General features: G+C 65.1%; 8 protein-coding genes. All 8 read left to right on the top strand.

Annotated features, from left to right (window positions below; genetic code table 11):
* Positions 1-459: hypothetical protein (locus AB1L88_RS26765; protein WP_367099785.1), on the top strand; the 459-nt coding region annotated here is incomplete at its 5' end.
* A gap of 148 nt (positions 460-607) precedes the next feature.
* A complete protein-coding gene (locus AB1L88_RS26760; protein ID WP_367099784.1) occupies positions 608-1102 on the top strand; it encodes a hypothetical protein in 495 nt (164 codons plus the stop codon).
* A gap of 383 nt (positions 1103-1485) precedes the next feature.
* Positions 1486-1890, top strand: coding sequence for a hypothetical protein (locus AB1L88_RS26755; protein WP_367099783.1), 405 nt, complete (start codon positions 1486-1488; stop codon positions 1888-1890).
* A gap of 108 nt (positions 1891-1998) precedes the next feature.
* The gene (locus AB1L88_RS26750) at positions 1999-2355 is read left to right on the top strand and encodes a hypothetical protein (protein WP_367099782.1); all 357 of its coding nucleotides are present in this window, start codon (positions 1999-2001) and stop codon (positions 2353-2355) included.
* A gap of 502 nt (positions 2356-2857) precedes the next feature.
* Complete coding sequence (locus AB1L88_RS26745) at positions 2858-3169, top strand: hypothetical protein (RefSeq protein WP_367099781.1); 312 nt, start codon at positions 2858-2860, stop codon at positions 3167-3169.
* A 109-nt stretch (positions 3170-3278) separates the two neighbouring features.
* Positions 3279-3635, top strand: a complete 357-nt coding sequence (locus AB1L88_RS26740) for a hypothetical protein (protein WP_367099780.1) — start codon at positions 3279-3281, stop codon at positions 3633-3635.
* A gap of 113 nt (positions 3636-3748) precedes the next feature.
* Entirely contained in the window at positions 3749-4222 is a 474-nt protein-coding gene (locus AB1L88_RS26735) for a hypothetical protein (protein WP_367099779.1), read from the top strand.
* 106 nt (positions 4223-4328) lie between these two features.
* The gene (locus AB1L88_RS26730; protein WP_367099778.1) at positions 4329-4823 is read left to right on the top strand and encodes a hypothetical protein; all 495 of its coding nucleotides are present in this window, start codon (positions 4329-4331) and stop codon (positions 4821-4823) included.
* Positions 4824-4951: the final 128 nt, after the last annotated feature.

The following is a 4951-nucleotide window of genomic DNA, read 5'->3' as shown; positions in this document are numbered from 1 at the left end:
GCCACCGTGTCGGAGACGCCTCCGTTCGATGAAGCCCTCTCCCAATTCCTCCGCTTCATCCAAGCGGAGGGGTTCAACACCGAACTGGCGTGGGCCTTCCGCGAGGATGTCACCAACTGCCGCCGCACCTACTGGGTCCGCATCCCCACCCCGGCCGGCAACTTGGAGTTGATGCGCCGCTATTACGAGCACGGTCGCCGCGCCGGGCTGGGAGTTACCTTGGCGGTCCTCTGCCGCGTCGGCTCGCACTCCGTCTGCTACGCCTGGGCCCCCGAGGACGAGCAAGCCGCCTCGTATGCGATGCAAGGCCCGCTCAAATTCCAGGTCCCATCGCCCCCGATGGATGCGAGTCCCGTCCGTTCGGGGATTGCCTGGTTCGGCCTCCGGCTACTCAATCGTTGGCGCCATTGCGTCACCTTCTCGGCATCGCTACCATCCCGGAAGGCGGTCACCGCCTAACCTCGCGCTGCAGCGGACCCCGGCCGCCGCGGCGGTTTTCCGGTAACAAGAGGCTTTGTCTCGGCGGCCGGGTCCGCTGAGCTTGGTCGTTAGGCGGCGGGGGCATGATCGACGAAGCGATGGGGAGCGGAGCGCGATGCCGAAGGAGATGACCCAAATCAACCTGTCTCGCGCGTTGAAGCTAAAGAACCGAGTGGTCCATCGCCTGTCGCAACTCGACACGCTGATCATCACATATAACAGCACCCAGGAGGACAACCAGGAATACGACACCCGGGAACTCTATAAGGCACGAACCCATCTCGCGGGGTTCTTGGTCGAGCTGAAGACGGCGATCAACGCCGCCAATCAGCCCGTCCAGAAGGTGATCTTCGAGTTGGCCGAGTGCAAGTCGCTGATCGCGATGCTGAACAAGGTCGACACCAAGCATGGGCCGCACCTCGAAGGGTTTTCCTCGGTTCGCATCAATTACGTAGCCCAGTTGCGGAAGGCCGAGTTAGATCGCGAGGTGAAGCGGGTCGAGCGGGAGATCGATCGACTGCAGGACGAGCTGGATCGGTTCAACTACAAGACGCTCATCACGATCGATCGCTCGGCATTCGCGGATGAGGAACCGGGGCCGAGCGCGTTATTCGAGCTATAGATCAGGCGCGGCGTTCGATGGGTCGTGGGGGATTGGCCTCTGGGGCTGGGTGGTCCATCGGGGATCGCCGCCGGCAGGCTTCCTGTCGGTCATGGGACAGCCTCACCTAACGAGCGTGACCGATCCGGAGCCGGATGTCGAACTCAAGATGCAAGGCGCCCGCTCCGACTGGTGACGAGCGATTCGATGGCTGAACCCTTATCACGCAATCCTCATCCTGGCCTTGATCGCCCACGTCTGCGGGCGTCGCGCCTGTCCATATGCAGTGGACCGCCTAACCTCGCGCTGCAGCGGACCCGGCCCGCCGCGGTGCTTCCTGGTAACATCAAGGCTGTCCTCGGCGGTCCGGTCCGCTGAGCTTGGTCGTTAGGCGTCTCACCGCTATGCGTCGATCGGAGCGAGAGCGCCGTCTGCAGATCATCGCGACGAACTACGGGCGCGACGCCGGATGGATCGTCGAGTACCGCGGGCGCCCGGTCGCCGAACTCACCGACCCCCGTTTTGCGGACATGTTCTGGTATAGCTACCGCGTCGAGCCACGGAGCGAGGAACCAGCCGAACGGGAGTCATTGCTGACCTCGCCCGACCGCTGGCTTGCCTGCGAGTTCGTATATCGCAACCGTCAGTTCGGCCTGGTCGCCGAGAACGCCTTCCCGGCGGGCGGGGTCTTCCCGGAATCGGGGCGCATCCTGATGCGTGCCCTCTACCTCGACATTGACAGCCCCACGGTCTGGGAAAGGCTGCTGCTCTGGCTGCGGGGTAGTCGTGAAGCGGCGTGGAACGCCTAACCTCGCGCTGCAGCGGACCCGGCCCGCCGCGGCGCTCGGTGGTCAGTCGGTAGGTTTCCCTCGGCGGGCCGGTCCGCTGAGCTTGGCGTTAGGCGGCGGGAGGCTTGCGTGCGAAGCGACCTCGTCCCACAGCTTGAGCCGCTCCTCGAACGCCTCGGCTCGTGGCGCGGCTCGCTGGTCGAGGTCGTCGAGCAGGTCACCCGGTCGCCCGGCACGCTCGATCGGCACGCCACCACCCGCTCGGCGCTGGTCCTTCGTCTAGAGCACGTCGGCATCGCCTTCAGCGGGGCGTCGCTCATGGTCCTCGGCAAGGCATTCGGTCGGGATGTCGGCTACGAGGCCAGTTGCGACCTGCTGGAGCGGCTATCCGTCGAACCGGAGTCGGTCGTGCTGGTCGAGCAGTTCGGCCGGGTCGCCGAGCGGCACTCGTCGTTCAGGCCCCTGGCCGAGGCGGCCGACGCCTAACCTCGCGCTGCAGCGGACCCGGCCCGCCGCGGGCGGTTTCTGGTATCATCGAGGTCACTCTCGGCGGGCCGGTCCGCTGAGCTTTGGCGTTAGGCGGCAGGGGCGTGGAGCCTGATTGTGTCCTCTACAACGGCGTCGAGATGCACGTCACCCGCGTAAGTGCGCTGGAGGGCTCGCAGGTAGTCCACGCCTTCGAGAAGGGCGGCACTGCGTACCCCCGCATCCGCTACGGCGATGAAGAGGACGACTGGGGAGCCGGCCGCGGCGAACTTTGTCACGACTGCGGCGCCCGCGCCGGCCAGTATCACGCATTGGGCTGCGATGTCGAACGCTGCCCAATCTGTGGAGAGCAGGCGCTCTGCTGCGACCACGACTGGTATAATGCGCACGACGCCTAACCTCGCGCTGCAGCGGACCCGGCCCGCCGCCGCGCGTGCTGGTTAGTCATGGCTTTCCCTCGGCGGTCCGGTCCGCTGAGCTTTGGCGTTAGGCGGCCCTCCTCGTGGCACGTCCAGCGGAACAGGTGCTCGCTGACATCGAAGCCTTCCGGCCAGTCGACGGCAACTGGCTCCCGCTCGACGACCTGCTCGCGGAACTCTGGTCGGTCGTCGTCCCGCCTTCGGCCATCCTCGTCCTGCTGGGCGTCTTCGACCGCTTCCCCGACGAGGACGGCGCCGGCGTCTTCTGGTCCATCGTCCACGGGCTCGAAGCGCTGCCGGGCTACGAGCCTGCCCTGCTCGAATCAGCCGAGTTGCGGCCGGCCCCGTTCAAGCGCATCATGGTTGATCGGCTACGGCGCGCGGCCGACGCCTAACCTCGCGCTGCAGCGGACCCGGCCCGCCGCGAACGCATCGTGGTAACATCAAGGCTTGTCTCGGCGGGCCGGTCCGCTGAGCTTGGTCGTTAGGCGGCGAGAGGCTTGCGTGCGGAGCGACCTCGTCCCACAGCTGGAGCCGCTCGTCGAACGCCTCGGCTCGTGGCGCGGCTCGCTGATCGAGGTCGTCGGGCAGATCACCCGCTCGCCGGGCACGCTCGATCGGCACTCCACCACCCGCTCGGCGCTGGTCCTGCGGCTGGAGCACGTCGGCATCGCCTTCAGCGGGGCGTCGCTCATGGTCCTCGGCAAGGCATTCGGTCGCGATGTCGGCTACGAGGCCAGTTGCGACCTGCTGGAGCGGCTGTCCGTCGAACCGGGGTCGGTCGTGCTGGTCGAGCGGTTCGGCCAAGTCGCCGAGCGGCACTCGTCGTTCAAGCCCCTGGCCGAGGCGTCCGACGCCTAACCTCGCGCTGCAGCGGACCCGGCCCGCCGCGGCGGCTTCTGGTATCATCGAGGCTCATCCTCGGCGGGCCGGTCCGCTGAGCTTGGGCGTTAGGGGGCGGGGGTAGAAGGGGTATGGACGAAGACTCGAATCCGTATGCGGCGCCCGATTCCCCCATCAACGGCATACTTTGTTCGGAGCCTGTACCTACTGGCGGATTCGCTTCCTCGCTCTCCGTATGGCACCTGTATCTCAGAGTATTGGCCACCCTCTTTCCCGTCCTCTTGGCCATCGCCACCTTTCGTGACATCCATGATGAACAAGAGGAGGGTTCTCTCTATTATGTGGTCAGGGCAGCGATGTTTCTGGGCCTCGCCTGGGCGACGTACCTCAAGCTAGCCTGGACCAAGTTTGTGATCGGACCGATCGGTGTCGTCATCGTCTTCCTCTTTCTGGGCAATGTTGTGCTCAATCGGCCTCTGGTCGAGCAGAACCTTATCGTGTACTCGTTCAACTTTCTCCTTGGCATCGTCTTTTCACTCATCCTACTGTGCCCACGAAGGAGTTTCCGAAACGCTCGGCGGACAACTGAGAACCGAGCCGCCTAACCTCGCGCTGCAGCGGACCCCGGCCGCCGCGGGAAGTGCTGGTCTCTCGAACGGTTTTTCTCGGCGGCCGGGTCCGCTGAGCTCGGTCGTTAGGCGGCGGAGAGCTATGAGGCAGAACCATTCCATCTGGGCGGTGTCTCTCCTGATCGGTTGCTGGGCCTGGATCGGGCTGGATCGCCAGCTATTGCCAGCCGCCGCGGCTTGTGACCATCCTGAGTCGGTCGACCAAGGCCGGCGGGAACAGGCGTCGAAGGTCTGCGAGATGATCTTTCGCCATCAGTTCAAGCGCGACATTCCCGACTCGCTGTTACGTGATGCCCAGGCAATCTTCCTCTCTATCGAGAAACAAGACCCATCGCCCGAGTTCATGAAACGCTTCGCGAAGGGGCAGAAGCTACCTGTCCGGCCGGGCTCGGAATTCAAGGAGGGGGTCGGTCCCTGGCTTCGCATCGACGATCTGGAGTGGAGCGACAAAGAAGCCGTAGTCGTTCAAGCGAGCATTTACGTTGGCCCCGTGGCCGCGGAATGGCGCCGCTTCCGACTCGTCCGCAGAGAATGCCACTGGGTCATCGTCGAGGACAAACTCATCGGCGTGTCGTAGCCGGAGGCCGCCTAACCTCGCGCTGCAGCGGACCCCGGCCGCCGCGGCGCTTTTTGGTATCATCAAGGCTGTGCTCGGCGGCCGGGTCCGCTGAGCTTGGTCGTTAGGCGGCAGAGGCCCCATGCATA

The sequence above is a fragment of the Tautonia sp. JC769 genome, assembly GCF_040717455.1.
GTDB lineage: Bacteria > Planctomycetota > Planctomycetia > Isosphaerales > Isosphaeraceae > Tautonia.
This window is presented reverse-complemented; position numbering and strand designations above follow the sequence as displayed.